We start from the raw sequence: 25,423 nt of genomic DNA, 5'->3' as shown, positions 1-25,423 counted from the left end.
CCCGTGAAAACGCCTCAGCGGCTGTCGCGGGAGCGGTCGTGGCCACCTGTCCCGCGGCGGGACAGGCTTCCGGGCGTCACGCGATGATGTCCGGGACGCTCGCGTCGACCAGCCGCTGGATATGGTCTTTGATTTGCAACTTGCGCTTTTTTAGCCGCGCCACGTCCAACTTGTCGGGACCGGGTTCGGAGCAGAGCGCCTGAATTTCGGCGTCCAGCCGGCGGTGCTCGGCCTTCAGCGCGTCGAGGCTCAGCTCCGGCTCGTCGTCGTTCATTGCGCGTCCCTAGTCCAGCGAGCGCGCCAGGCGAAGCAGCGATGACAGCGGTGGGCGGCGCCGGGCGCCGGGCGAGCCGTGACAAGGATCAAGACAAAATCCCGGAATCGTGATTTAGTGCGCAGTCGTCAGTCGCATCCGCGAAAGGAATGGCATCTATGGAAAAGGCAGTCGAGGAAATCGAGTCGAAGCACGCGGCGCTCCACTCGCTCATCGAGGAAGAAGAGCACCGGGCCCATCCCGACGAAGACCTTCTCCACCGACTGAAGAAAGAAAAACTGAGACTTAAGGACGAGCTGGCTCGCCACGTAACCCATTAGGCTGCCGCCGCGCGACGGCAGCCCTCAAGGTCAGTCGTCGCGCGACACTCTTTCGATCCGCTCGTGGCGCTCCTGCGCCTCGAGGGTCATCGTCGCAATCGGGCGTGCTTCCAGGCGGCCGAGCGAGATCGGCTCGCCGGTCACTTCGCAATAGCCGTATTCGCCTTCGTAGAGGCGACGGATTGCGCTATCGATCTTTGAGATGAGCTTGCGCTGGCGGTCACGCGTGCGAAGCTCGATGCCCCAGTCGGTCTCGCTGGACGCGCGGTCGGCAATGTCCGGCTCGCGAAGGGAGTCGACCTGTAGCTGGGCCATGGTCTGGCGCGACTCCTCGACGATCGATTCTTTCCACGCCTTGAGCTTGCGGAGGAAATAGGCGCGGTGCTTGCCGCACATGAACTCCTCGGTCTCGGACGGGCGATAGCCCTCCGCGAGGATGATCCTGTCAAATGGTTCGAAGTCTTCGCTGCCGTATAGATCGACTAACGCGGTAGCCATACAATCCTCCCCGCACTGAGCATTCGCGAAATCGCGAAGCTCCCCCAAAACGCCCGCCGCCTGCTGCGGCCGGGCCACCGGTGCAGCCGGAGGCGATTATCCGTAATCTTTCCCGGGACTTAGAACCAGGAAAGTCGGTCATCCCCACTCGCGCCTATAGTTGCCACAGCGACCCTGAACAAGAACTGTCGAAGAACTGGTGAAGAAATCGCCAAGCTGTTGCGAATATGGCGCAATCCCACGGCGGTTGCCGCCGCCGGGCCAGACCGCCATAGACCGGCAGTGCGGATCCTACTGACCAACGACGATGGCGTGAATGCGCGGGGCCTGCAGCTGCTCGAAGCAGTTGCGCGTACGCTTAGCGACGACGTCTGGATCGTCGCGCCGTCGGACGAGCAGTCCGGGGCCGGCCACTCCCTGACATTGACCACGCCCGTGCGCCTTCGTCGCCACGATGAGCGGCGCTACTCCGTCACCGGAACGCCCACGGACGCAGTCATGCTCGCCCTCGCCCACGTGATGAAGGATTCGCCACCCGACGTGATCCTGTCGGGGATCAACCGGGGCGCGAACCTGGCGGAGGACGTCACCTATTCGGGCACGGTCTCGGCTGCGATGGAAGGCGCGCTTGCCGGCGTGCGCTCGATCGCGCTCAGCCAGGCCTACTCGCGCGAAGGAATGGGCGACACCGTGCCCTTCGCAGCGGCGGAAGCCTGGGCGTCGCGCGTGCTTGCTCCGCTGCTCGACTTCGCAACCGAGCCGCGGACGTTGATCAACGTCAACTTCCCTGCCCTTGCTCCGGAGGAGGTGCGCGGCATCCGCGTCTGTCGCCAAGGGATCCGCGACTATGGCCGGCTCAGGATCGTCGAGCGCAAGGATCCGCGCGGCTATGATTATTACTGGTTCGGGCTTGGTCCGATGGTGGAGACGCCAGGACATTCCACGGACTTGGAGGCGGTCGCGGACGGCTACGTGTCAGTGACGCCGCTCCACCTCGACCTCACGCACGAAAGCTCGCTTGCCGGGCTCCACAAACGATTTGCGGCCGCGCCCTAGCGGCACGACCGCATCGAATTCATCCAATGTGACGAGGCTTACTTGCCGCGTTCGCCACCAGCTTGGGGCGCCGGCGCCGGAGCTGCCGTGTTGGTCGCCGCAGCAAGCCACGTCGACGTCGCGTTGCAGCTGCTGGTCAGCGTCAGCGGCTGGCCGGCCTGGAACGGCGTGGTGTAGGGCCAGCACTCCTGCGCGGTGCCATTGTTCAGGCAAAGCTGCCCGTTTGCCGCACCCCAGGTGCCGTTGATAGTGTTCCCGCTCGGAGTCATGATTCGGGCTACGCCGCCCTGATCGAGGTAGACCGTGTTCGTCGTTCCGTTCGTGGTAACCTGAACGGCCTGGCCGGTGATTTCCGCACCCGGAGTCCAGGCCTGAGCCGTGGCCATTCCGGAGAGAGCAGTAGCCAGCGTCAAGCCAACAGCAGCACGCGCAACAAGCCAAGTATTCATGACGCCAAACCCTTTCCGATCAGTTCCGTAGACGGCGAGCTCCTCAGGCGGGGCTTACGTCGTGATGATGCTTCCTGACGACGAAGTAGATCAGGGCGCCGGCTGCGAGCGCGCCGAGCGCGAGAAACAGTGGCGAAATGGCGAAGCTGCTCGGTGCAGCAACGGCCGGAACCGGAACCGGCGGCGGCGGACCAGCGTCTGCGACAGGCGGCGGAGCATCGACGGCCGGCAGCACACAACCGGTTGCAGGGGCCTGGGCGGCGGTAGCGGCCGCTGCTGCGCCGCAAAGCGCTGCAGCCGGAGCACCGGCGGTCAAAGCGGAAAGTGCCACCCACGGGCTGACTTGCTGCGGAGCAGCGGACTGCGCCGTCGCGGCGACCGCGCCGGTCGAGCTGAAGAACATGGAACCGGCGATAACTGCCGCAACAACTCTGTTCACGCGCGCACTCGTCATCCCGAAATCTCCTGGCGCAGCGTGGACAAATCCCACGCTTTCCCTGTTTGCGGCCCAACGCTTAGTCCAAAATGAAGTTGCCTTCTACAGCAATGGAGAAAATTAGTGGAGAACGGCCAATTTCTCCGAAAACCGTGTCCTCACGGCACTCGCGAACCCATCACGTTCCCACCCGGAGAATAGCGGCACACGAGGTAATCGTAGGCGCGCGACGAGCGTACGGCGCACCCCACTCGGACGCTGCCGCGCCAGATCATCTGGGTATAGTGACCGACATCGTTCCACTTGCCGGTGTTGCTGACTTGCGGGAATGCTCCGGCGCGAAACATCCGGCCCTCCGAAGCCCAGGCGCCGACCATCTGATCGACGTTGAAGGCGCCGTGGCTGCCCATCCACAGGTTCTCGCCCTGGCCTGGCCGTTCGGCTGGCGAAGAGTGCCCCCAGGTCCCCGTGCTCGCGAGCCGGGCTGCATAAGCGTCCGCCGCGGCAGCCAGGGAGCGATCCCAGACCACCGGCCCGACGCCCGCCGCGCCCCGCACCTGATTATGAAGCGCAATCACGCGCATTCCGAACAGCGTCGTCGTCGGGATGGTCAGGGTCGACGCGGCGCCCGCATCTCCTGCAATGCTGAGCAGCGAACATGCGGCAGCACCTGCCAGGAACGCGCGTAAGGCCATCGGAAACCCCTCCCCCAGAGGAACCCTATCGTCGTCGGCCTTAAAGAATCATTTGCTTGAGGAGCGGTCAAGCCGCCGCTGCAGTGGCCGCGCTTTGCTCCCGCATCCAGGCCTGCAGCATCAGCACCGCCCATAGCGCCGGCGTGGAGTCACGGCGTCCGGCAAGATGGTCCGCCCAGCGCCGGCGGACGACCTGCGCGTCGAGCAGTCCGTCCGCCTTCAGCGCGGCCGGGCTCAACAGGTCTTCCGCCCACGGGCGAAGTGGCCCCTTGATCCACTCGCCGACGGGAATGCCGAAGCCGGCCTTCGGACGCTCGACGAGATTGCGCGGAACTAGACCGTAGAGAAGCTGGCGGACCAGGTGCTTGCCCTTCCCGTCACGCACCTTGAGGCTGAGCGGTATCCTCGCGGCAAGCTCGGCGACGCGGTGATCCAGGAACGGCACTCGCGTCTCCAGACTGACCGCCATGGACGCGCGGTCCACCTTGGCGAGGATGTCGTCCGGCAGGTAGGTGACGGCGTCGCAATACATCATCCGGACCGCGTCCGGCACTGGTCGCCCCAAGTCGAGGTCGAAGCGATTATCGCCGCGGCTCGCTCCAATGACCGGCGACGGCTCGAAGCTCCATTCGTCCAGGAAGCTGCAATAGACGTCGTCGAAGCTGTGCGCGGAGGCGGCGACGCGAAAGGCCTTCTGCATCTTGCCGCCGAAGTGCGGTTGCCGCCGGCCGGGCAGCAAGCCCGACAATCCGCTCCAGACCTGGGACGGCACCCGGCTGAGCGGCGAACCGGTTGCCGATCGTAGCGGCCGCGGCACCCGCTGCAGCTGTTCCCACATCTTCGGAGCAGCGAAGTGGCGGTTGTATCCGGCGAACAGTTCGTCGCCGCCGTCGCCGGTGAGCGCCACCGTGACCTGCTCCCGGGCGAAGCGGCTGACCAGATAGGTGGGAATTTGCGATGAGTCCGCGAACGGCTCGTCATACATGGTCGGCAGCAGCGGGATGACGTCGCGCGTCTCGGCAACCGTGACGTAGCGCTCCTGGTGCACAGTTCCGAGGTGAGCCGCGACCCGCTTCGCATCCTCCGCCTCGTTGAAACCGGCCTGCTCGAAGCCGATTGAAAAGGTGCGAACCGGAATCGAGGAATATTTCTGATAGAGGCCGACCACCGTCGAACTGTCGATGCCGCCCGAAAGGAAGGCGCCGACCGGCACGTCCGCCATCGACTGGCCCTTGATGGCAGCCGCCAGGGTACGTTCGAGCTCGTCCACCGCAGCGGTCTCATCCTCGATGGGATCGTCGAGGCCACCGAGCATCACGTCCCCGTAAGACCAGTATCGCTCAAGACTGAGGCCATCAGCGGTCACGCCGTCCTGCGGCGGAGCCGACAGCGGCCGCGCCGCCGCGTTGCGGCTGAGCGTCAGGATCCACCCGGGCTGCAGCTTGAAGGTCCGTTCGTAGATCGAGAACGGCGCCGGGATGTAGGTCCGCGCAGCGAACAGTCCGACGGCGCGCCGGTCGATCCGCGCGTCGAATTTCGGATGACTGGTCAGCGCCTTCAGCTCCGACCCGAACAGCAAGTCCTTGCCGGCCCAGCCGTAATAGAGCGGCTTCTCTCCGAACCGGTCCCTGGCCAGGCTGAGCGTCCGCTCACGACGGTCCCAAAGCGCGAGCGCGAACATGCCGACGCTGCGCTCCAGCGCCGCTCGCAGTCCCCAGGTGACGACCGCCTGGAGCAGCACCTCCGTGTCCGAATGGCCGCGCCAACCGCCCTCGGGCACCGCCCCCGCTGCCTCGAGCTCGGTCCGAATGTCCTGATGATTGTAGATCTCGCCGTTGTAGGTGAGCACGTAGCGCCCATCGGTCGAGTGCATCGGCTGGTGACCGGCAGCGGTCAGGTCGACGATGGCCAGCCGCCGGTGACCGAGCCCGATGCCGGCCTCGATGTCGATCCAGCAGCCGCCATCATCGGGGCCGCGGTGTAGGAGCGGGCGCGTCATCCGGTTCACCGACTGCTCGGTGACTGTCCCGCTCGCCAGGATGCCCGCAATTCCGCACATGCTACTGCTCAGTCCCTCAGCCGGTAATGCGACGGGCAGCGCGACGCTCCCGAAGCCGCCGCAGCCCCGCAAGGGGCGACGAGCGATGTGTATAGTAGTCGAACACGGCGCGACCGCCAGCGACGTTCAGCGTGTGCGGTCCGGCAACGCCACTTAACTTTACGCTCCCCACCCGCTCTTCCACGTACTGTTCACGGTCGATGCGCGTCACGTGGAAAAAGGCCAGGCCATCGCCGTAGGCACCGCGGAAGTCCTGCCCGATCCGGATGAGCCGCCCATCCAGTACCGCCAGGCTGCCGCCCATCCGCCCACCCTCGGGCGAGATCCGGATGGGGCTGCACGGGTGCTCCACGAACTCGCCGTCTATCGCATCCGCGAACCAGAGCCGAAGCACCGACCCACCGTCCGACGCCGAATTGGCAAACAGATAGATGGTCCCGTCCTTGCTGAAGGCCGTCGGGTCGAGCAACCTCGGCCGCCCGCGGATGCGAAGCGCGAATGGCTCACCCAACGTTTGGACGCGCAACGGAAAAGCGAGTGCCTCCGACCAGTCCGACACTTCCGGTATGACGTAGCAGCTGCCGCTCACCTCGACGACCGACGGGTAGCTGAAATGCCCGCCTCGACCGGAGATCACATTCTCTTGATCGCCGGTGACGTGCACCAGCTGTCCGGTCCCGGAACGCTCGTTCAGTGCCTCCACCAGAATGCCGCCCGCCGGGTGAAAGAACGGGTCAGCCAGGAAGCGGAAGCCGCGCCGGACGGCCAAGTCGGACCATGACGAGCGATCCTTCAGCGCGGCACTCAATGCCGGGATGCTGGGCTCGCTGGCGACTGTCGTCACTCGCCACAACTTCTCCCTGAAGAGCCCGTAGCCGATCCGCGCGGAGGCCTGAGCGACGAGGTGCACGACGAAGCGGACGACGATGCTGTTGCCGGGCAAGCGATAGTTCGTTCCCCGCTCCGCCGGCTCGGCGCCCGCCCCGGCCAACGCGCGGCGGATCGCCGGGAGCAGCAGAAGCAGAGAAACGCGATACGCCTCCATCAACGTCGCCCGATAGGAATGCGGGACAACCTTGGTCTCGGCAGCGGCAACGACCTGGCCGGCGTCGAGCGCATTCGACAGCACCTGGACGACCTGCCCCATGACCGGCTCACCCGAGAGCAGTTCATAGAAGCCGGCCGGGCGCCCGCGAAAACGCAGCGGATCACCATGGTGATACGATAGGATCGGCACTCGCAGCTCCGCTCTTTCGGGCACTCGAAGAAGCCCCATCCCGAACTTGACCAGCACCTCGGGCGCGTCCTCGCGGATTGCCTGGAGCAGACCGTGCGGCAGGCTCTGCCACGCCGCGTCCCACTCCGACTGGAATGGCCGGTTCGCCACCACCCGAAGCTCCGCCGGAAAGGGCACCTTCCGTGTCAGCGGGTTCCGAATCGTGAAGAGGTTCAGAAGGTAATAAAGCGCGAACCGGCCGCGTCGCTTCTCCGGCCGGCTGTTCTGGCAGTCGTAGACGATGAACTCCGTGTCGAGCTCAAGCTGACGCAGGGCGTCGGCCTGCCAGCGGGCAAGGCCGCCCTCGTCGACAATGACGCCGATCCTCACGGACGAGGGGACAGTCGCCGGCTACTCATGCCGTGGCGGCGCGGCCGCAGGCGACCCAATAGGGGGGGCCTTCGCGAAAGTGGATGTCGACCAGTCCGCAGCGCTTCATCATCCCCTCGATCTGCGCGCGCGAGAACCTCTGCTCCAGCCGGGTGCCGAAGCGGTCGAGCGCGTCCGTCCGCATGCTGTAGAAGCTGCGATAGCGATATTCGGCCAGCGGCCAATTCCCGACCGCCGCCCCGCCACGCTCCCCGATCGACGCCGCACGGGCCAGCGGCCAGTAAACCGCTCCCGCGATCGCGGTCGTCGCTGCTTTCCGAAGTCCAAACGGCAGCCGCGAGATCGTACTGCGTCCCAGCTCCGACGCCCTCCACAGTCCCCGAAACCAGCTCGGCCGATTATCGAACGCATAATAGAGATAAACGAGGAAGGGCGCCCCCGGCTTCAACTTGCGGACGCAGGCCCGCATCGCCGCCTCCGTGTCCGGAATATGGTGCAGCACGCCGAGTGAATAGCCGAAGTCCTGGCTCCCGTTGCCGAGCGGGATGTCGTCCACAGCGCACTCGTGAAACCTGACATTCGACCGATCGCGCAGCCGGCGGCGGGCGACGTCGAGCGCCTTCCCCGCAGGGTCGATGCAATGCAGCAGCCCCACCCGTGGCTCGGCAAGCGCGGCCCAGCGTCCTGTCCCGCAGCCGAGGTCAAATCCTTCTGCGTCCGCTGGCAGCGAGTCGAATGGGAAAGGCGAGAAATACTGATCGAACAGCCGGCGATGCTCGGCGGGATCGAGCTCCTCCTGCGTAAAGGCGGCCCACTCCTCCCCGAAGCCCGCGACGGTCTTGACGTCGATGTTCTTGGCTCTTGCGGTACTAAGGTGCACTGGCGCTCCCCCCCCCCGCCCGAACCTTCATACCGAGAGCCCCGGCTTCCCCACGCGGCCTCAATCCGATTGCTGAAGCATCTATTCCGAGCTTGTGGCGCACATAAATCAACATGGCCAAGTTCCAGATACCAATGCCACTTGCGGACGCTATCGCCGCGCCAACGATCCCGAAACGAGGAATGAGAGTGAGATTGACACCGAGACTAACAAACATCGACGCACCGAAAAACACGAGTGCGACGCGTTCGCTCCCCGTCAAGGTTAGAAGATATGCGACAACGCCCGTGAACGCGTTGACCAGGCCGCTGATCAACAGAATTGCAAGTGCAGGATATGCGGCCTCAAAATCGGGTCCGAACAGACGGAGAATGCTGATTCCGACACTTGCAAGCAAGACGGATGTGAACACAGCGAAGGCGAGGCCAAGCCGCGCTGTGAGCGACACAACTCTGTACAGCCGCGCCCAATCCTGTCGTTCATAATCGGCTGCTATCAACGGCGCGCTAACCGCGGCCAAGGCAACCAAGGCAAACGGAGTTAGATTAGCCAGCCTCGAGGCAGCTGCGAACAGTCCAGCTTCTCGCGCGCTTGCGAGATACCCGAGGAGAATGACTTCGAACTGGTTCATCAACTCTTGGGCCATCACGATCACGAGTAGCGGAAGACTGACGGTCAGCCAGGTTGTCCACCCGCGATAATCACGTTGCGCTTCTCTAGTAGTGGCGAAGACCCGCCAGACGTGGATCCCCAGTGCGGTTAGAGCGAGCGCGCCAGAAACCCCTGTCAGCATCAACGCTAGAGGAACGGTCAACCGCCAGCCCAGTATGGTGATCGCGCACGTCATCGCAACAAGCATGGCTGGACGGAAGGCTTGATCGTAAAACTGAGATGCGAAGATGTTTCCGACCACGCGGGCCAGCGAAGAGACAACCCCGAGAACTGCCAAAGCCAATATAATCAGTGCAATTGCATAGCTCGTTTCATAACCACCTGTAAGCTCCAGTCGATTGCTTAGGAAGACTACTGCTGCGCCTAGGATCAAGGACGCGAGGATCACGGAATAGAGCGCTACGCGCGTGAATGCTCGAAACCTTCCAAGGTCCCCACGCTCTAAGTAGACCGGCCCGAACCGCATCGCGCTTTGATCGAACCCTAGTCGAGCTGGCATCGTGAAGACTAGTGCCCAGCCGAGTGCAATGACATACCGGCCATATTCTTGCAGCCCCAGCTTACGAGATAGTAACACGTGCACCGCATAGCTTAAGGCAACGCCAAGAATTCTCAAAAGTAGTGAAACGAAACTACCTCGAAGCAGGAGCCGGGACGTTGCGTCGGTCTGGATAAGGGCGCCAGCGCGTGTGAAAATCGTTTTCACGTGAGACTCTCGGCTGGGCCCACTCGTCCGATGAGCCTCGCGGGGATGCCGCCGACGACGGTGCCAGACTCAACTCGCCCCTTTACGAGAGCGTGAGCGGCAACCACGCAGTTGTCGCCAATGGTAGAGCCCCGAAGAACGGTCGCCTTTGCTCCGATCCAAACATTCGCGCCAATTCTGACCGCGGAGCACACCATGCCCTGCTGATTGAAAACGCCTAAACCATCAATTCTATGGTCCTGATCGCGGATGGTGACGCCCTCAGCTATCAGTGCATCGCTACCGATAGTAATTGAATCAGCTGCTACGATGTTGCAGCCAGACCCAATGAAGGCACGTGGCCCTATATTCAGTCGGCCTTCGGCCACGATCTCACAATTGGATTGAATCGCCGTGGAGGCTCCAATCTTCAATGATCCGCCTTTGACTACCTTAACAGTCGCGCCGCGTCCCAACGTCACTCCAGTTTCGATGCTAAGATCGCGATAAAGTAATTGGTACCAATACAGTCTAATCCGCGAGTTCATCCGAGCAGCACCGAAATGGATTCGTCTAAGTAATCTGCGTATGAGCTTCACTTGATACACAACCTCAATCTGCGTCGAGCCGGAGCGCCGCGCACATCTATAATGATGGGTTGCGTCCGTAAACGTAGTACCTCACCCAGGGACGTGGATCATCAGGCCGCGTCCTAATCTCGAAGCCCAATTCGATAAGCTTTCTTCTCACCTCTGAGAAAGTGCGGAAGTCAGGCCCGCCGCCTTCATCGGCGATGAAGTCATGGCAGGACACGACTACACTTTTGAGACGTCTAGCCAAGCGCTGCATCCCGCCCACGGCCAACTGCTCAGCTCCTTCAATATTCATTTTAAGTAGTCCCACTGATTCGATGCTGTAGTCATCGCATATCGAGTCGAGCGACCGGCCAGCTACAGTCACTGAACGGCGTCCGGTGAGAATGGAATTTGCCAGATGGTTGTCGGACATGCCTATATCCACGTCGCGATCACGATCGATCACTGCAGCGCAGATTGGAACGGCGTTGGTTAGGCGAGATTTAGCCAATGTCTCGGTCAGACAGCCGAAGGTGGCGGGTTGCGCCTCAATGGAAAGCACCTGTCCAGCATTCCCAACCATGCGAGAAAAGACAATCGTTTCCTCACCTATCCCCGCACCCACATCTATGACTGTTTCGCCCGGCGCTGGCAGATAAAACGCACACCAATTGTCGAGTGTCGTAGCTCGGAGTGCTTTGATTGAACTCGTGTGGATTGTGGGGCTCACGACGGTGGCCTCGGTCTGCTCGTTTACCCAACGGCCGGCCGAATCAACCCGGAAGCGCTGTTCACCACGGGTCTTGAGTCGGTATATCACAGAGGAAACCGAGGCGACCAAACTCCGGTATCCACGTCGATCGAGAAACGTCCCGAGGGTGCCCAAGATGCTCATGCAGCGCTCATTATTCCGAAGTATTGATCTGTCGCGCTACTGGACAACTCGTAAGCGCGGCGCCTGAGCCTCTCCGGTGCAGATGGTTGCATCAACGTCTCGAAGATCGCCTGACCTAGAAGCTCATCCTCCCCGCAGGGTACGAGCTTGCCGAACTGTCCATTGGCTAAAATTTCGGACGGACCGCTGGCACAATCAGTGCTCACCACCTGCAGCCCCGCCTGCATCGCTTCGAGCAGTACCGTAGGGTAACCCTCGTATTCAGACGAGAGGACAAAGACGTCGGCTGAGCGATAGAATGGCGAAGGATCGATCTTGAACCCCGGCATTAGAACCCGATCAGCAACGCCCAACTTCTCTGCTTCCCGCAAGAGCTCGGATCGAAGCGGGCCCTCACCGAGGATTATCAAACGCGCTTCCACGCTTTGCGCCAACGAAGCAAACGATTTGATAAGCAGCAATTGATTCTTCTCTGCGGTTAATCGTGCGACATTAAGGATACGATATCCACCGCCACCCCAGAGATCATCAACGTCAGAACCAACTACTGGGATGGATGGAGGGGCTATCGGGTTGTAAATTACCTTGAAGGCATCCGCGGGCAGTCCGGACAATCTCGACAGGTCACGCGCGACCTCCCTAGCCACGACTACTCTCACGTCGGCCAGAGGATACGCGAGCCGCACTGACCACTTGAGTAGCTGTCGGTGGAGTCGGCCCCTGTTGGCGTACTGCCTAGACAAGGTGGAGTGATCGCTCACAACTAGCGTTGAGCGCGTCCGGCTCAATGCACGAGAAACTATGCCAGCGACGGTTAGTGGCCACATTGAGATCTGAAGTGCGTTGGGCCTCTCATGCTCAATGTACTTGGCTAGGGGCCATACAAGATGTCGTATGCGCTCCACTCCGAACTCTACGATCCTCACTTGGCGAGGGACCAACGGCAGCAGATCGCCGCGGGCTCGCATCAATAGGAGGTCGACGGTGTGGCCCCGCTGCAGGAAATCTTCGATGATGGTGAGCGTGACCCGTTCGGCACCGCCGCCGCTCAAGTCCGGTAAAAGAAACGCGAATCTGAGCGTGTCAGCGGTCATGTTGCCCCTCGATTTGGAGTCGAACCCACTATTACGCCGTTCGCCTCTTTCTAGCTCAAGTGAGATGCGTCCCCTCCGGCGGCTCATGTGATTAGTGCGTTTGGCAGGGGAGGAAACCTAGCGGGCCGGGTGGTTGAATCGGTCACGGCTGTTACCAGTTAAGTTGACAGACAAACATCTCCACCGGTAGCTCAGATTGACCACCCGGACCCCGGGTTACATTGGCAGGGCACGCAGGGACGAACTTGCACTCCGCTCAAAGGGCTGCCGCTCCTTGCTCATTACCGACACCGTCGCAGACCACAGGCCCGTCCTCTACATCAGTTATGACGGCCTGACCGACGCGCTCGGGCGCTCGCAGATCCTGCCTTACCTGGTCGGCCTCGCGTCGCGCGGGCACCGCATTCACATCCTGAGTTGCGAAAAAGCGGACAGGTTCGTCCGCGACGGCGAGCGGATCGCCCCCATCTGCCGGGACGCCGACATCGAGTGGCACCCACTTCCCTATCACAAGGCGCCGCCGGTGTTGTCGTCGGCCTACGATCAGCAAGCCCTCAGGTGGGCGGCGGCGCGATTGCATCGCCGGTTCGGGTTCGGGCTTGTGCATTGCCGGAGCTATATCGCCGCCGCCGCTGGCCTGCACCTGAAGAAGCGGTTCGGCGTGCCGCTGCTGTTCGACATGCGCGGCTTCTGGCCGGAGGAGAAGACGGAGGGCAAGAGCTGGGACCTCGCCAAGCCACTCTTCCGCATGGTCTACCACCACTTCAAGCGGCTCGAGAGTGCTCTGCTCGCGAACGCCGACGCCATCGTCAGTCTCACCGACGCAGGCAAGGTTGAGCTTCTCAGCCGCCCTGAGGTCAGTGATCGCCCCGAAGCAATCACGGTCATCCCCTGTTGCGTCGAGTTCGGCCACTTCGCCCTTGCTCGAATCGGCGTCCGGGATGCGGCGCGGACCGAGCTCGGCATCCCGCCTGCAGCGCCAGTGCTCGCGTACCTTGGCTCGCTCGGGGGCAATTACATGCTTGCCGAGATGCTCGAGTTCTTCGGTGTCTACCGCGAGCGCTACGGGCGCGCTGTGTTCCTGTTCGTCACCCAGGACAACCCGGACGCCATCCGCGAACAGGCCGCCGCCCATCGCATTGACAGCGACGAACTGGTGATCCGCGCCGCCAGCCGCGAAGACGTCCCTCGCTTCCTCGCCGCCGCCGATGTCGGCGTAGCGTTCAAGCAGCCGTCGTTCTCGGCCAGGGGCTGTTCGCCCACGAAAATGGGAGAGATGCTCGCCGTCGGCCTGCCGTTCGTTGCCAACGCCGGCGTTGGCGACGTTGCTGACATCATCGCGGAGACCGCATGCGGCGCGGCGGTCCAGACCTTCGATGCCGATAGCTACAGGCGCGCGCTCGACCAGGTCGAACAATGCAGCACGTCCTCCGAACAGCGCCGCCATCGGGCCCAAGCCGTCTATGATGTCGAGCTTGGCATCGCGCGCTACGACAGGCTGTATCGCAGCCTCCCGGTGGAGAAGCCTGCCGCCTCGAAGGCTGCATCGAGCCGCGCCGTGAACTCGTCTCGGGAATAGGCGCGTTCAGCATACTCGCGACCTTTGCGGCCGATCGCCTCCATCTCGCTCGGGGCACCGCTAAGCAGGCGTTCCAGCGCAGCTCCCCACTCAGCCTCAGTCGCGCAACTCATATCGAGTCCCGCGGCACCCATCGCGCGCTCGTAAACCGGAGTAGCGCTCGTCAGCACGGGCATGCCGAGCTTCCACAGCAGCACGAGCTTGTTCTCGGGCTTGCCCCACCACAGGCGGTTCGAGCGGTCGATCGGGATCACCGCCGCATCGCACGCCTTGATGAGGGTTGCGAAGCTGTCTTTTCGCCACTGATGGAACACCTTCTGGCATTCGATCACGCGCAGCGCGTCGATAGACGGATAGCTCCCGAAGCGGCCGAACCAGCGGCTAATGACCGGATCGGTGATGACGTTAAGTTCAATCCGCTCGCGGAGGTCGTTCAGCGGCCCGCGGATCGCCTGCAGGTTTGGAAGGGTCGTCGACTGCCCTTCCCACACGAGCTTCAGCCTCGCGCTTTTGCGATAATTTGACTTGGGAGCGCCAAGCTCGTCGCCGAAATCGTCGAAGCTGATGAATACGTTCGGATTGTACCGCCCGATGGTCTCGCGCTGCTCTTCGGTCGAGCAGATCACGGCATCGGCGGCCTCGCATGCGTTCACCAGTGTCTTCAAAAAGTCGGCCGTCAGTCGACTATCGGTGCCGAGTGCGTATCGCGCCGAGCCCTTCAGGAGCCGGCGCAGCCTGCCCGTTTGTTCGAAGTAGGAGTCGATCAGTTCGAACACGAACTTGAACCGGTCCCCTTCCCTGCGCTTGCGCGTGATCCAGCCCGTCAGGTCGCTGCTGTAGGTCCCGATAACGAGGTCGTACTGCTTCGATAGTTCGGCGTACTCGAGATCGAGCCCCCTCATCCGCGCGTAGGCGGCGAAGCGGCGGCGATCGCCGGGGACGGAGAAGTCGCGACTGTACCCGGCATACCCGATGCGCGCATCCGCAAGCCTCATGCGCGAGCCTCGACCAGGCTCGCCAAACCATCCGCCACGGACCTCGCACGCAATTTGCCGACCTGCTCGCGGAATCGCGTCATGTCCGCCGCGATCAGCACCGGCTGGTCGCCCGTTTCGTCGTTAGCCAGCGCAAGTTCCGGCCTTCCCAAGGCGCGGGCGCCCGCTGCGAACAGGTCCGAAAGGGTCGGCGCCTGGCCGGTCCCTGTGTTCACCGCGCCAGTCACGTCGGACAGCGCAATCTGGAGAATCTGATCGGCGAGATCTTCCACATGGATGTAGTCTCGCCGCAGGCCGCCGAACTTCGGCCCCGCCGCCTCGCCTCCAGCAAACCGGTCCAGCATGTACGGCACCAGCCGCCCGCCGCGGTCGCCCGGACCGTAGACGAAGAAAACTCGCGCCCAGGCGCTGTCTCCCGCAAGCGCCTCGAACAATTCGCGCTTGCACTGGGCGTACAGGGTCTCGGGGCGAAGGGGCGTTTCATCTTCAACGCAGTGGGAATCGAGCGAAACGTCATACTCGAGGCAGGTGCCGAGGGCCGTCAGCCGAACGCCGTGGCATGCATCTGCAAGCCGGAGGCTCGCCGCGAGCCAGTCGCGGTTGATCTGGTGGACGAGATAGTCGGCGTGGTTCGTGTACCAGGCCGCGTGGATGCAATGGGTCGGCGCCACATCGTCGATCAGCCGCTGCAGCTCGTCCCCGCTCGCATGCAGCAGGTCCAGCTGCCGCCACTGCACGCGGGAATCCCCCACGGCATCAGCGGGTCTTGAGCTGACGGCAATCACCTCATGTCCGCCTGCCGCACAGGCGCGGTTCAGTGCGCTCCCGATGAAGCCGGTGGCGCCGGTAACCAGCAGCCGCGTCACTGAATAGTAAGCTCTGGGATCGCGGTGACGAAACGCGCACCCCAAGCGCGCGCATGTTCAAGCTGCCCCATGACCTCTTCTGCGAGGTTCCACGGGAAGATGATGATGAAGTCCGGCCGTTCCTGGTCGATCCGCTCCGGCGCGACGACCGGGATTCGGCTTCCGGGTAGGAAACGCCCCTGCTTGTGCGGCGAGAGGTCCGCGACAAAGTGGATCAGTTCGTTGCCCTTCACGCCACAATAGTTGAGCAGAGTGTTGCCCTTGGCCGCGGCCCCGTAGGCCGCCACCTTGTGCCCCGCTGCCCGGGCCTCGAGCAGAAAGGCCAGGAAGTCCGCGCGGACCCGGTCGATGCGCGGCTGGAAGTCCGCATAGACCTTTGCCGAGGAAAGGCCGCTGGCCTGCTCGTCGGCGAGAACCTTTTCGACGGAAGCGGAGCGGTTCTTGCTCGTATCCTCCGAGTGTGCGGCGAACAGGCGCAGCGAGCCGCCATGAGTGGGGACTTCCTCGACGTCGAACACCTTCAGCCCCTGGGCGCCGAGAACCTTTTCCGCAGTGGCAAGCGACAGATACGAGAAGTGCTCGTGGTAGATCGTATCGAACTGCACCTGTTCGATCAGACGGAGCAGGTGCGGGAATTCGAGCGACACGACGCCGCCCGGCGCCAGGGCTCGCTTCAAGCCCGCAGCGAAATCATTGATGTCCGGCACGTGCGCGAAGACATTGTTGCCGCAGATGAGGTTGGCGCGGCCCTCGATTTGCCCGGCGAGCTCATGCCCGAAAAAGTCGACGATGGTCGGGATGCCCTTGGCGATCGCCACCTCGGCCGTGTTGCCGGTCGGCTCGACGCCAAGCACCGGCACTCCGGCCTTCTTGAAGTATTGCAGCAGGTAGCCGTCGTTCGACGCGACCTCGACCACCTGCGATGATGGTCCGAGCCCGAACCGAGCCATCGCCATCTCTGCAAAGCGGCGGCTGTGCTCCAGCCACGACTGCGACACCGATGAGAAATAGGTGTAGTCGGAGTTGAAGATCTCCGTCGCTTTTTTGTGCTCCCCGACCTGGGCCAGGAAGCAATTGTCGCAGACTTCCACCACTAGCGGGTAATACACTTCCGGAGCGTAGAGGGTGTAGGCCGTAAGCATCGCGTTTGAGGGCGGACAGTTCTGCAGATCGGCGAACGGGATGAAGCCCGTGTTGCTGCAGTGACGACACTTCATAGTTGGACGCTTTCGAAACCGCCGTCGATCGGCGCAAATGACAGGTCACGTGCCGACAACCGGGCAGGTTGTAGCGGCCACTCCACACCCACTGCCGGATCGTCGAAGCGGAGGCCAGCCTCGTGCTCCGGCGCGTAGAGCTGGGAGTGAAGATAGACGAGGTGTGTTTCGATCGAGAGGCTCTGGAAGCCGTGCGCACAGCCCTCCGGAATGAAGAAGGACGTCGCATCGTCAAGCTCGACTCCCACCCACTTGAGGAATGTCGCCGAGCCCTTCCGAACGTCGACAGCGACATCGAACGCGCTTCCAGCCGTACAGCTCACAAGCTTGGCTTCGGCTGCCGGAGGCCTCTGGAAGTGCATCCCTCGAACGGTCCCTCCGCCCAGCGTCACCGAATGGTTCACCTGCACCCAGTGCCGGGCAAGGCCGGCGCTGGCGAGCTCGCCTTCTTCGTACAAGCGACTGAACCGCCCACGCTGGTCTGAGCGGACGTTCCGCCGGATGATGTAGGCGCCGTCGATTTCAGTCGGCGAGATGCTGAGTGCCCCGCTCATCCCAGCAACGGCCAAAGTCGATACGGCACCCAATATTCTGAATGCTGGGCAAAGTTAAGCCACGTGAATTGCACGAGAGCCGCATAAGAGACCAGCAACACAATCCCGAAAGGAATAGTGGTGCCCGTGACACGAGGCCTTGAGAGAATAGCAAGTTGCAATGGGATCACGTACAGCGCAACCCGGTCGATCCCGGCTGATGAACCGGGCGCTGCAAACAGAACTCCCAAGAACGCAAGTGCTGCTACTGAGAAATTCCTCCAAATTACATGTTCTCTAACGCTCAGTTCCAGGTGGCGTTTCCGCACCAGAAACAGAAGCGCTGCGAAACAGCTCATTACGATCCTGATTAGCGCGCCCTGTGACTGATAGGATGCATAGTTCGTGAGCATCCGATCAACGGACGGCGCGAGTACCAAGTCATACAGCGAGTAGCTAATGGCTGCCGCTATAAGTGCCGTAACCAACTTGCGATTGCCGCCGCCTATCACGACGAGCGGAAAAGCCAAGATCGCGGTTTTGTGGAAGAGCGCAGCGACCAAAACATACACCAAGTACCTGACTGCTCCACCGGTTCGCAGGTACGAGGCTAGACCAGCCATAATAATCCCTAGTGCGACGCCCTGGCGCGTATAGCCCATTGCAACTACGATCACGAGGTATGGGACCGCTATTGTCATGGCGAGCCACGGACGCGGAAGGACCCTTGCGAGGCGCACCAATCCCGAAGCGAAGATCGCTCCACACACGAGGTTCACGACCCACAGCTCCCAGCCGATCTGCTGAACCAACCAGTTGAGGGATTGATACGCGGGATCGCCTAGCCTCAACGTGCCTCGGAAATCCGTCCGACCCGCAGATCGAAACATCTCAACGTAGGGGACCCAATCCGCGCCTACGCGGTATCTCAGGCCGATCATCAAGGTGATGAGGACGCCGCCAAACGAAAGCATCGGCCCCCGATTGGGAGTTGAGACACCCGCTACCGCCGGCTCCGGTCGTTCCACCAAGGCTCCGATCGCGAAATAACCGAACAGCAGCCAGTAAATCAGCACGCAGCTGCTCCCGCCCGCATTATCGGTCCGAGGAGACCAACTGGTTCTCGTAGTCCGCTAGCTGCCCGACTGACACGACGCGACCATCCGCGAAGGCACCGTACCACTCGAGCGTGCGCTCCAGCATCGCGTCCTCCCAAAGAGGGCGCCAACGAAGACGTGATCGCGCCTTTCCGGAATCCAGCTGAAGCAGCCCCGACTCGTGGCGACCGCCGGCTTCCGGCTGGTAGTCAATCGCCAGCCCGGGCAAGCGGCTCTGCACGGCAGCGATGATGTCTGCAACGCTGATACCCGCAGTGGACGACGGGCCGAAGTTCCATGCTCCAACGGCATCACGATCTCGACGCAGGAGCCGCGCGCCAATCTCAAGGTAGCCTGCGAGAACGTCGAGCACATGTTGCCAGGGACGCGTCGATTGCGGGTTGCGGATCATCGCCGGCTCGCCGCTAAATGCCGCCCGGACGAGGTCCGGCACCAGCCGGTCTTCGGCCCAGTCACCGCCGCCGATCACGTTTCCGGCGCGGACAGTCGCGAGCAACATGGCTCCGTCGCGAAGGAAGCTTTCCTGGTACGACCGCGTCATCAGCTCGACACACGACTTCGAAGCGCTGTAGGGATCGGAGCCGCCAAGCTCGTCCGTTTCGGAATATGGCCGCCCACTCTCGTCATTGCGGTAGACCTTGTCGGTCGTTGCGGACACGAAGGCTCCGACGCCCGCACGCCGCGCAGCTTCCATGACCACGAGGCTGCCCAGCACGTTCGTCCGGTATGTCCCGACGGGATCCGCATAGGCGCGCCGGACCAGGGGCTGCGCCGCTAGATGGAAGACGATTTCCGGCCGTGAGGCCTCGAACGCAGCTGCGACCGCAGCTTCATCGGCGACGTCTCCGCGCCGGTCGTCCATTACAATCTGTAAAGCGTCGAAATGGCTGGGGTTCGAAGGGACCGCATCGGAGAAGCCGGTCACCTCGGCGCCGAGCCGCGTGAGCCAGAGGCAGAGCCAGCTTCCCTTGAACCCCGTATGGCCAGTCACAAGGACCCGCCGGCCCGCGAACGTGCGAAGCGCGTCGGCCGCGCTTACCAGCTCTTCCACTTGGCCTCGCCGCTTCCCCACAGGCCGTTCAGCAGCCGATACTCGCGCATCGTGTCCATCGGCTCCCAGAAGCCTTCGTGCCGATAGGCGGCCAGTTCGCCCTGTTCGACCAGGTCGTCCATCGGCTCGCGTTCGAGCATCACGTTACCATAGCGATCGAGCACGTCGAAGAACTGGCGCTTGAAAACGAAGAAGCCGCCGTTGATCGAGCCGCCACCGGCATCCTGCTTCTCGTTGAAGGCGGTGACCTTTCCGCCCAGGACCTCGATGTTGCCGAAGCGGCTGGCGGGAATGACGCTGGTAACGGTCCCCATCTTCCCGCGCTCCGTTGCGAACTCGCCAAGCGCGGTCACGTCGATGTCCGCGACCCCGTCGCCGTAGGTGGCCATGAAGTGGTCGGTCTCGACATAGCGGCGGCAGCGCGCAATCCGCTCGCCGGTCTGCGTCTTCTCGCCGGTGTCCGCGAATATGATGCTACGCTTCGTCTTGGCCGGCCCGCTCAGCACTTCGACGCTGCGCTCGCTACCGTCGATGTCCATGCGGAAATCGCAGTCCATCAGCCGCTCGTTGAGGAAATAGTCCTTGATCTCCCACCCGAGGTGACCAAGCGCCAGGATGAAGTTCGAGAAACCGTGGGCTTCGTAGATCTTCATGATGTGCCACAGGATCGGCTTGTCGCCGATGCGGATGAGCGGCTTGGGAATCGCGTCCCCCGACACGTCCGCGATGCGGCTGCCCTCGCCGCCGCACAGAATGATGACCGGAGTATTCTTGGACAACATGCCGGCACGCGCTCCCTCGGTGCGCCGGGACTTGGCCTTAGCCCCGCGTCAGGTCAACAGCCGCAACAATGAAGATTGGTGCCCCTGGTCCGACTCGAACGGACACTCCGGTTAGGAACTCGATTTTGAGTCGAGCGCGTCTACCATTCCGCCACAGGGGCCTCCCGGCCAGCTAACCGAGCCCCGCGGCGGGAGCAACCTCCGCGAGGACCAGAGTTAACGGAGCATCGGTGCGTGCCCCGCGTTTGCCCGCCATCGTCTCCTGACAACGGGTGCAGCATGAACACGGCAGACTTCTTCGTTAAGCGCCTGAAGGCCTGGGGCGTGCGGCGCATTTTCGGCTACTCCGGCGACGGCATCAACGGCGTGATCGGTGCCATTCAGCGCGACGGCACCATCGACTTCGTCCAGCCGCGCCACGAGGAGATGGGCGCGTTCATGGCGGTCGCTCACGCCAAGTTCACGGGCGAACTCGGCGTCTGCCTGGCGACCGGCGGGCCCGGCGCGACCCACCTCCTGACAGGGCTCTACGACGCCGGCCTCGACCACATGCCGGTGCTCGCCATCTGCGGCCAAGCCGAGGCGACAGTCCGCGGCGGTAGCTACCAGCAGGAGCTGAACCTCGACCGCGTGTTCGCCGACGTCGCTGCTTACGTGCAGGAGGTCAGCAAGCCGGCTCAGCTCCGTCATGTCACCGATCGCGCCATCCGGCTTGCGACCGCTCGCCGCGCACCTTCCGTGATCATCATTCCGAAGGACGTCCAGGAAGAAGCCTACGCGGAGCCCAAGCGTGCCCACGGCTTCACCCGCTCCGGCAGCGGCTACTCCCGTCCCGTGGTCGTGCCGGCCGAGTCCGACCTGCGGAAGGCTGCGGAGGTCCTCAACGCCGGCGAGAAGGTAGCCATCCTGATCGGCGCCGGCGCAGCAGGCGCCGTCGACGAAGTCCTCGCGACGGCGGAGGCCCTCGGCGCAGGCGTTGCCAAGGCGCTGCTCGGCAAGGCGGTCCTTCCAGACAACCTCCCCTTCGTGACCGGCGCAATTGGCCTGCTCGGCACCCGTCCGAGCTCGGACATGATGAACGAATGCGACACCCTGCTGATGATCGGCACCGGCTTTCCCTGGTCGGAGTTCCTGCCCAAGGACGGAGCAGCTCGCGCCGTCCAGATCGACATCGATCCGGCGATGCTCTCGCTGCGCTATCCTTGCGAGGTGAACCTCCACGGCAGCGCCGCCGAGACGCTCGGCGCCCTTCTGCCCCTGCTCCGCCGCAAGCAGGGCCGCGCCTGGCGCGATCGCATCGAAGGCTGGATGAGCGACTGGTGGGAGACGCTCGAAGCGCGCGCCAAGACGTCCGCTCACCCCGTCAATCCGCAGCGCGTCGTCTGGGAGATGTCACCGCGCCTGCCTGACAACGCGATCGTCACCAGCGACAGCGGCTCCTGCGCCAACTGGTTCGCCCGCGAGTACCGCGTGAAGCGCGGCCAAATGGCCTCGCTGTCCGGAGGTCTCGCCTCGATGGGAGCCGCGGTGCCCTATGCGATCGGCGCCAAGTTCGCGAACCCGAACCGGCCTGTGGTCGCTCTCGTTGGCGATGGCGCGATGCAGATGAACAACATGGCCGAGCTCATCACAATCGCGAAATATTGTGACCGCTGGCCTGACAAGCGCCTCGTCACCTGCGTTTTCAACAACCAGGACCTGAACGAGGTCACCTGGGAACAGCGCGTGATGAACGGCAACCCGCGCTATGACGCGAGCCAGGACATCCCCGACCTGCGCTACTCCAAGTTCGCGGAGCTCGTCGGCCTCAAGGGCATCTACGTCGACAACCCCGAAGATCTCGGCGCAGCCTGGGACGAAGCACTGTCAGCCGACCGGCCCGTACTCCTCGAAGTGATGACCGATCCCGAGATCGCACCGCTGCCCCCGCACATCACGTTCAAGGAAGCGCGCAAGTTCATGAGCTCGATGGCCAAGGACGAGGACGCCGGCCACGTCATCGGGGACACGGCGCGCCAAGTGCTGAATGCCGTCTTCGATCGGACCTGAGGCAAACATCTGCTCTCAATTGCTGCGGCTAACATTCTGCTATCCAGCCGCGAGCGCTGCGATCGTCCCCTCCAAGAGGTACGAATACTCAAGCATGACGCGAGTGAACGCAGCGAGCTCTTCCACCTCCTTTTGGGAAAGCGGTTGCGGCTCCCCGCGTAGGCCCTGCTGACTGGACGCCCACTTCTTGAGAGACGGCGGCAGATTGCCGTGAGTTACAAGTTCCAAAATCCATTGCTTGAGGGCTCCCTTGAACAGGGGAGCGCGATCTCTCATCAAATCCTCAAGGACGCGCCGATAGCCCAATGCCGCAATTTGGTGATCAAGTCGTGCAAACGCGTGTTCTGCTTGTGCGAACAAAATCCCGATGGCCGGGGGAGTACCAGCGGGAGCAGCGAACTCCGATCGCTTTGAAGTAGCCTTCGGCCAAACCCGTGTGACCGCCCAACCCTCGTATCTGATGCCCTGATCTGATTGATGCAGAGAACGGACATCGCCCGCACAATCCGGCCAATACTTGTCTCGACTTACTTCTGCCGAAACTGGTTTGGTGCACGCGGGGCACAGAAAGAAAAGATACTTGTGACTAGCCCGCCCGGCTACACCACACGAGGACATTTTCATGCTGCTTGCGCCGCAATGAGGACAATCAGTTGTTAAAAAAGCCATGTGCTCCTCCCTCCTGAAAAACTCTTCAGCGAGAGGTGCGCTTGGCTCGCACCACCGAATTGTAGGCCGTACCTTCAGAACAAATCGTGACCGAAGCCGACCCTGCCGTCAAGCGTCAGGCGCAATTTCCTGTGGAGAACTTCAGGGGCCTTGCACGACTACATCCGCCCGAGCTTCACCCAATGCTTTGACCGCCTGGCGAATTCGCACGCAAGGGCCTTGAGATCGACCCCGTGCTGCGCCTCGAAGGCCGCCTCCCCGATCCTATGCTGCTGCCGATGGTGGAACGCGCAAAGGCTGATGACCCATTTGTCTGACGGCTTGATGCCCAGACCACCGTCAGTTCCGGATCGCACATGCGCACACTCGATTGGCTGCCTGCGACAATTCGGGACAGAGCAGTGGTGCGACCGCACCCAAGCGCGATGGGCGGGACAGCTGCGGGCTAGCTGCGCCGGCTTCTCCTTGCGTATCCGGGCCGGGAAAAAGAGGTCATGCACGAGCCAGCTCCTCTTCCCCCTTCATTCCCTTGCGACCGGCGGGAGCCGTGCGCTTGTCCTTGGTTCGGTTCCGGGGGTCTGGTCGCTTGAGCTCTGCGCGCCTCGTACGAAACACCTCCCCGAGCGCTGCGTAAAGATCGGCGCGCTCTCGGCTCACCGCTTGAAGTAGCGCTCGATGCCGCTGCTGGACCCTGCTGATGGCTTCCTCGCTCTCGCAAATGCGGACAATTTCGCCGATGTCAGTGACCCAGGAATCCCAGCCCTGAACGGGCTCCGGGCCATGGGTGCGGCGAGAGATCCGGGGACTCTGCGCGTCTGGCTCTTCAACATCGGTCACGGGGATGCAGAAGGTCTGCAGCATCGCAATCTTGTAGGCCGAAGACATCGCCTTGGCTGTGGCCTTATCTCCCGAGTCCAGTGCCTCACCGAAAGACTCAACTTCATGGCTGCTACCATCATCCGCACTGACAATGGCATAAACGACCCTGAGCGCGACATTGACCAAGAGCGCTTCGCCGGGCCCGTCCCTGTCGGTGACCACTCGGTCGATTACGCGCGGAAGAACGCACAGTCGGTGTTTGGCGAGCAGCGGCGACAAGCGGTTCAGCACGTCGTCGATCGAACGATAAAGATACTGGTCGATCTCGTTCCGGTGCGACTTCGCAATGCCCAGCTGGGCAAAGTCCCCCGTGATCGCTGTGATCGCACCATACACGCTCGGCGCAGCCATCAGGCGAGTTCCCGGATCGTGAGTGCACCCGACTTGCTGCGCTTAGCTTCAACGCCGTGCCCGAAGGCACGACGAACATCCTCTTCGACCAAGCCCTTGATCTGGTTGGTAGCCTCAGCATGGGCCTTGGCCGCTTGTCGATACTGCAGCCAGTCGACAGCCGCCGCCGCCCACGCGTTGTTGCGGTCGAGACAGACCTCACGTGTGGCGATCGGTCGCGGTGCAGGCGCAACCGCCGCGGGTACCGGCCGCGAACCCGAGATCACGCAATCCCAAAATGCAGTCTCAGCTTCCAGGAGTTCCTGCTGGTACACCCAGTCCGCCGCTACCTCGAAGGTCTCGTAGCGATGATTGCCAAAAATTACTGACAGAATAGCCCGCTCCACCCCGAGTACAGCCATATTATGCTGGAGCTGCGGCATGTACCGCTCCAGCACCTCTTCAGGTTTGCAGAACGGGTTGGTGTGCTTAGCTTCCCAGACGCAGCGACGCGCGTCGATGAATCCGTCGAGCGTGCATCGCCGCCAAGAGTGCTCAGTGCATACCTGGACATCGCCGATGCGGGCCACACTTTCACCGGTCAGCTTTTCGAACCACTGCCGGTTGAACGCCTCGGTCCACGAGCCGAGCAGCACTGCCAGCGAGCTGCTGAGGTCCTCAGGCTCCACTTCGCCGCGCTTCTCCAGCCACAGGCGGCTTATCTTGTCGCGGTTGCCTGAGAAGACGATGTTTGCGTCACTTCCGCCGAGGTAAGACTGGCTCTCGACGCGTCGAGCCGGCGGCATTTGCAGGTCAGGGAGGGTGGGCCAGTTCATCGAGCTACCTCCGGATGAGCGCTAAGGCCCATTCACCAACAAGACTGTAAAGACGTTCTTTTCTTATGGCTTCTCCACGAATCCTGCAGAGCTCCTTCCATGTTCGACGACTTTTAACAGTGTTGTTTTGCAGGTAGTGGTCAATGTCCTCGTATACTCCACGGTATACGGAAGCTCGAAGCATAACATCAGAGTAAAACAACTTTGCATCTCCAGAGTTTGTCTTGTACATGCTGCTCACCTACTTCCCAATCATGTGCCGCAAAATTGCGTCCATTTTGCGTCATTCACTCAAAAAAAATCATGACAGAAGGGCAGAGAACGA

At 62.4% G+C, this 25,423-nt stretch carries 26 protein-coding genes and 1 tRNA gene; 4 read left to right on the top strand and 23 right to left on the bottom strand.

The genetic code is table 11. The features are described from left to right. Positions 1–76: 76 nt before the first annotated feature. The gene (locus ACUXST_RS02200) at positions 77–274 is read right to left on the bottom strand and encodes a YdcH family protein (RefSeq protein ID WP_458388312.1); all 198 of its coding nucleotides are present in this window, start codon (positions 272–274) and stop codon (positions 77–79) included. A gap of 158 nt (positions 275–432) precedes the next feature. Here ACUXST_RS02200 and ACUXST_RS02195 point away from each other — a divergent pair, with 158 nt between their 5' ends. Next, the gene (locus ACUXST_RS02195) at positions 433–594 is read left to right on the top strand and encodes a DUF465 domain-containing protein (RefSeq protein ID WP_458388311.1); all 162 of its coding nucleotides are present in this window, start codon (positions 433–435) and stop codon (positions 592–594) included. A 30-nt stretch (positions 595–624) separates the two neighbouring features. On the opposite strand, the gene dksA is transcribed toward ACUXST_RS02195, so the two are convergent. After that, positions 625–1,092 carry an RNA polymerase-binding protein DksA gene (gene dksA, locus ACUXST_RS02190; RefSeq protein WP_458388310.1) on the bottom strand — a complete coding sequence of 156 codons (468 nt, stop codon included), beginning with the start codon at positions 1,090–1,092 and terminating at the stop codon, positions 625–627. A gap of 282 nt (positions 1,093–1,374) precedes the next feature. Here dksA and surE point away from each other — a divergent pair, with 282 nt between their 5' ends. Further along, positions 1,375–2,148 carry a 5'/3'-nucleotidase SurE gene (gene surE / locus ACUXST_RS02185; RefSeq protein WP_458388309.1) on the top strand — a complete coding sequence of 258 codons (774 nt, stop codon included), beginning with the start codon at positions 1,375–1,377 and terminating at the stop codon, positions 2,146–2,148. A 38-nt stretch (positions 2,149–2,186) separates the two neighbouring features. Here surE and ACUXST_RS02180 read toward each other — a convergent pair whose 3' ends face one another. The 10 genes from ACUXST_RS02180 to ACUXST_RS02135 form a co-directional block, all read right to left on the bottom strand. Next, positions 2,187–2,597 (bottom strand): hypothetical protein, encoded by a 411-nt coding sequence (locus ACUXST_RS02180; RefSeq protein WP_458388308.1) that lies wholly within the window; start codon positions 2,595–2,597, stop codon positions 2,187–2,189. Positions 2,598–2,640: 43 nt separating this feature from the next. Next, the gene (locus ACUXST_RS02175) at positions 2,641–3,051 is read right to left on the bottom strand and encodes a hypothetical protein (protein WP_458388307.1); all 411 of its coding nucleotides are present in this window, start codon (positions 3,049–3,051) and stop codon (positions 2,641–2,643) included. Between the two features lie 140 nt (positions 3,052–3,191). Beyond that, positions 3,192–3,728, bottom strand: a complete 537-nt coding sequence (locus tag ACUXST_RS02170; RefSeq protein ID WP_458388306.1) for a CAP domain-containing protein — start codon at positions 3,726–3,728, stop codon at positions 3,192–3,194. A 67-nt stretch (positions 3,729–3,795) separates the two neighbouring features. Further along, entirely contained in the window at positions 3,796–5,787 is a 1,992-nt protein-coding gene (asnB, locus tag ACUXST_RS02165) for an asparagine synthase (glutamine-hydrolyzing) (RefSeq protein ID WP_458388305.1), read from the bottom strand. Positions 5,788–5,803: 16 nt separating this feature from the next. After that, positions 5,804–7,393: a glucosamine inositolphosphorylceramide transferase family protein gene (locus ACUXST_RS02160; RefSeq protein WP_458388304.1), complete on the bottom strand. Its 1,590-nt coding sequence runs from the start codon at positions 7,391–7,393 to the stop codon at positions 5,804–5,806. A gap of 25 nt (positions 7,394–7,418) precedes the next feature. Then, positions 7,419–8,273 (bottom strand): class I SAM-dependent methyltransferase, encoded by an 855-nt coding sequence (locus ACUXST_RS02155; protein WP_458388303.1) that lies wholly within the window; start codon positions 8,271–8,273, stop codon positions 7,419–7,421. Continuing rightward, on the bottom strand, positions 8,263–9,651 hold the full coding sequence (locus ACUXST_RS02150; protein ID WP_458388302.1) for an oligosaccharide flippase family protein: 1,389 nt from the start codon (positions 9,649–9,651) through the stop codon (positions 8,263–8,265). Before ACUXST_RS02150 ends, ACUXST_RS02155 begins: the two co-directional genes overlap by 11 nt. After that, positions 9,648–10,178, bottom strand: a complete 531-nt coding sequence (locus ACUXST_RS02145; protein WP_458388992.1) for an acyltransferase — start codon at positions 10,176–10,178, stop codon at positions 9,648–9,650. The genes ACUXST_RS02150 and ACUXST_RS02145 overlap by 4 nt, the downstream gene beginning before the upstream one ends. 97 nt (positions 10,179–10,275) lie before the next feature. Continuing rightward, the gene (locus ACUXST_RS02140; protein WP_458388301.1) at positions 10,276–11,100 is read right to left on the bottom strand and encodes an FkbM family methyltransferase; all 825 of its coding nucleotides are present in this window, start codon (positions 11,098–11,100) and stop codon (positions 10,276–10,278) included. Continuing rightward, complete coding sequence (locus ACUXST_RS02135; protein WP_458388300.1) at positions 11,097–12,194, bottom strand: glycosyltransferase; 1,098 nt, start codon at positions 12,192–12,194, stop codon at positions 11,097–11,099. Before ACUXST_RS02135 ends, ACUXST_RS02140 begins: the two co-directional genes overlap by 4 nt. Positions 12,195–12,468: 274 nt before the next feature. Between ACUXST_RS02135 and ACUXST_RS02130 the strand changes: the two genes are divergently transcribed. Further along, positions 12,469–13,773: a glycosyltransferase gene (locus ACUXST_RS02130; protein WP_458388299.1), complete on the top strand. Its 1,305-nt coding sequence runs from the start codon at positions 12,469–12,471 to the stop codon at positions 13,771–13,773. On the opposite strand, the gene ACUXST_RS02125 is transcribed toward ACUXST_RS02130, so the two are convergent. The 8 genes from ACUXST_RS02125 to ACUXST_RS02090 form a co-directional block, all read right to left on the bottom strand. Continuing rightward, positions 13,683–14,768: a hypothetical protein gene (locus tag ACUXST_RS02125; RefSeq protein ID WP_458388298.1), complete on the bottom strand. Its 1,086-nt coding sequence runs from the start codon at positions 14,766–14,768 to the stop codon at positions 13,683–13,685. The genes ACUXST_RS02130 and ACUXST_RS02125 overlap by 91 nt on opposite strands. Further along, positions 14,765–15,634 (bottom strand): NAD-dependent epimerase/dehydratase family protein, encoded by an 870-nt coding sequence (locus ACUXST_RS02120; protein WP_458388297.1) that lies wholly within the window; start codon positions 15,632–15,634, stop codon positions 14,765–14,767. The genes ACUXST_RS02125 and ACUXST_RS02120 overlap by 4 nt, the downstream gene beginning before the upstream one ends. Further along, a complete protein-coding gene (locus ACUXST_RS02115) occupies positions 15,631–16,851 on the bottom strand; it encodes a methyltransferase domain-containing protein (protein ID WP_458388296.1) in 1,221 nt (406 codons plus the stop codon). The genes ACUXST_RS02120 and ACUXST_RS02115 overlap by 4 nt, the downstream gene beginning before the upstream one ends. Beyond that, the gene (rfbC, locus tag ACUXST_RS02110; RefSeq protein WP_458388295.1) at positions 16,848–17,420 is read right to left on the bottom strand and encodes a dTDP-4-dehydrorhamnose 3,5-epimerase; all 573 of its coding nucleotides are present in this window, start codon (positions 17,418–17,420) and stop codon (positions 16,848–16,850) included. Before rfbC ends, ACUXST_RS02115 begins: the two co-directional genes overlap by 4 nt. Beyond that, a complete protein-coding gene (locus ACUXST_RS02105) occupies positions 17,402–18,460 on the bottom strand; it encodes an EpsG family protein (RefSeq protein WP_458388294.1) in 1,059 nt (352 codons plus the stop codon). Before ACUXST_RS02105 ends, rfbC begins: the two co-directional genes overlap by 19 nt. 19 nt (positions 18,461–18,479) lie before the next feature. Further along, complete coding sequence (gene rfbG / locus ACUXST_RS02100) at positions 18,480–19,553, bottom strand: CDP-glucose 4,6-dehydratase (protein WP_458388293.1); 1,074 nt, start codon at positions 19,551–19,553, stop codon at positions 18,480–18,482. Beyond that, the gene (locus ACUXST_RS02095) at positions 19,538–20,335 is read right to left on the bottom strand and encodes a sugar phosphate nucleotidyltransferase (protein WP_458388292.1); all 798 of its coding nucleotides are present in this window, start codon (positions 20,333–20,335) and stop codon (positions 19,538–19,540) included. The genes rfbG and ACUXST_RS02095 overlap by 16 nt, the downstream gene beginning before the upstream one ends. A 76-nt stretch (positions 20,336–20,411) precedes the next feature. Further along, positions 20,412–20,496 (bottom strand) — tRNA-Leu (locus ACUXST_RS02090). Positions 20,497–20,614: 118 nt separating this feature from the next. On the opposite strand from ACUXST_RS02090, the gene ACUXST_RS02085 reads away from it, so the two are divergent. After that, positions 20,615–22,384 carry a thiamine pyrophosphate-requiring protein gene (locus tag ACUXST_RS02085; RefSeq protein WP_458388291.1) on the top strand — a complete coding sequence of 590 codons (1,770 nt, stop codon included), beginning with the start codon at positions 20,615–20,617 and terminating at the stop codon, positions 22,382–22,384. A gap of 827 nt (positions 22,385–23,211) precedes the next feature. Here the strand turns inward: ACUXST_RS02085 and ACUXST_RS02080 are convergent. From ACUXST_RS02080 to ACUXST_RS02070, 3 genes are read right to left on the bottom strand one after another with little or no spacing between them, the layout of a single operon-like run. Continuing rightward, positions 23,212–23,553 (bottom strand): DUF968 domain-containing protein, encoded by a 342-nt coding sequence (locus ACUXST_RS02080; RefSeq protein WP_458388290.1) that lies wholly within the window; start codon positions 23,551–23,553, stop codon positions 23,212–23,214. After that, on the bottom strand, positions 23,546–24,283 hold the full coding sequence (locus tag ACUXST_RS02075; protein WP_458388289.1) for an ERF family protein: 738 nt from the start codon (positions 24,281–24,283) through the stop codon (positions 23,546–23,548). Before ACUXST_RS02075 ends, ACUXST_RS02080 begins: the two co-directional genes overlap by 8 nt. Next, positions 24,283–25,098: a YqaJ viral recombinase family protein gene (locus tag ACUXST_RS02070; protein ID WP_458388288.1), complete on the bottom strand. Its 816-nt coding sequence runs from the start codon at positions 25,096–25,098 to the stop codon at positions 24,283–24,285. The genes ACUXST_RS02075 and ACUXST_RS02070 overlap by 1 nt, the downstream gene beginning before the upstream one ends. Positions 25,099–25,423: the final 325 nt, after the last annotated feature.

This window comes from Sphingomonas sp. F9_3S_D5_B_2 (assembly GCF_054263715.1).
Note: the sequence above shows the minus strand (reverse complement) of the source record. Positions and strands in the feature narration are given on the sequence as shown.

Coding starts and splice junctions, on each gene's coding strand:
- ACUXST_RS02200 (WP_458388312.1), bottom strand. CDS start 274: ATGAACGACGACGAGCCGGAGCTGAGCCTCGACGCGCTGAAGGCCGAG.
- ACUXST_RS02195 (WP_458388311.1), top strand. CDS start 433: ATGGAAAAGGCAGTCGAGGAAATCGAGTCGAAGCACGCGGCGCTCCAC.
- dksA (WP_458388310.1), bottom strand. CDS start 1,092: ATGGCTACCGCGTTAGTCGATCTATACGGCAGCGAAGACTTCGAACCA.
- ACUXST_RS02180 (WP_458388308.1), bottom strand. CDS start 2,597: ATGAATACTTGGCTTGTTGCGCGTGCTGCTGTTGGCTTGACGCTGGCT.
- ACUXST_RS02175 (WP_458388307.1), bottom strand. CDS start 3,051: ATGACGAGTGCGCGCGTGAACAGAGTTGTTGCGGCAGTTATCGCCGGT.
- ACUXST_RS02170 (WP_458388306.1), bottom strand. CDS start 3,728: ATGGCCTTACGCGCGTTCCTGGCAGGTGCTGCCGCATGTTCGCTGCTC.
- asnB (WP_458388305.1), bottom strand. CDS start 5,787: ATGTGCGGAATTGCGGGCATCCTGGCGAGCGGGACAGTCACCGAGCAG.
- ACUXST_RS02145 (WP_458388992.1), bottom strand. CDS start 10,178: ATGAACTCGCGGATTAGACTGTATTGGTACCAATTACTTTATCGCGAT.
- ACUXST_RS02140 (WP_458388301.1), bottom strand. CDS start 11,100: ATGAGCATCTTGGGCACCCTCGGGACGTTTCTCGATCGACGTGGATAC.
- ACUXST_RS02135 (WP_458388300.1), bottom strand. CDS start 12,194: ATGACCGCTGACACGCTCAGATTCGCGTTTCTTTTACCGGACTTGAGC.
- ACUXST_RS02125 (WP_458388298.1), bottom strand. CDS start 14,768: ATGAGGCTTGCGGATGCGCGCATCGGGTATGCCGGGTACAGTCGCGAC.
- ACUXST_RS02115 (WP_458388296.1), bottom strand. CDS start 16,851: ATGAAGTGTCGTCACTGCAGCAACACGGGCTTCATCCCGTTCGCCGAT.
- ACUXST_RS02095 (WP_458388292.1), bottom strand. CDS start 20,335: ATGTTGTCCAAGAATACTCCGGTCATCATTCTGTGCGGCGGCGAGGGC.
- ACUXST_RS02085 (WP_458388291.1), top strand. CDS start 20,615: ATGAACACGGCAGACTTCTTCGTTAAGCGCCTGAAGGCCTGGGGCGTG.
- ACUXST_RS02075 (WP_458388289.1), bottom strand. CDS start 24,283: ATGGCTGCGCCGAGCGTGTATGGTGCGATCACAGCGATCACGGGGGAC.
- ACUXST_RS02070 (WP_458388288.1), bottom strand. CDS start 25,098: ATGAACTGGCCCACCCTCCCTGACCTGCAAATGCCGCCGGCTCGACGC.